Origin of the sequence: uncultured Tateyamaria sp. (genome assembly GCF_947494755.1) — a bacterium.
Taxonomy (GTDB): Bacteria; Pseudomonadota; Alphaproteobacteria; order Rhodobacterales; family Rhodobacteraceae; genus Tateyamaria.
The window spans coordinates 1-253 of record NZ_CANLVZ010000055.1; the positions used below are offsets into that span (position 1 = coordinate 1).

The following is a 253-nucleotide window of genomic DNA, read 5'->3' on the forward strand; positions in this document are numbered from 1 at the left end:
GATCAATTGAAGGAACTGAAGCGTCTACAGAAAGAGAACGAGCGTTTGAGAAAGGCCGTATCGGATCTGACGCTGGATAAGATGATCTTGGCGGAGGCCGCAAAGGGAAACTTCTAAGCCCCGCTCGCCGCCGAGCCTGCATTGATCGTGTTCGCGCTGAGCTGAATGTCTCGGAGCGCCGCGCCTGCCGTGTTCTGAGACAACACCGATCTACGCAGCGCCGGATACCTGTTGGTCGCCCAGACGAAGAACG

The 253-nt window shown here is 56.9% G+C and carries 1 pseudogene; it reads left to right on the forward strand.

From position 1 onward, the window contains the following. Nucleotides 1-253, forward strand: a pseudogene (locus Q0908_RS20335) (IS3 family transposase); the annotation flags it as partial.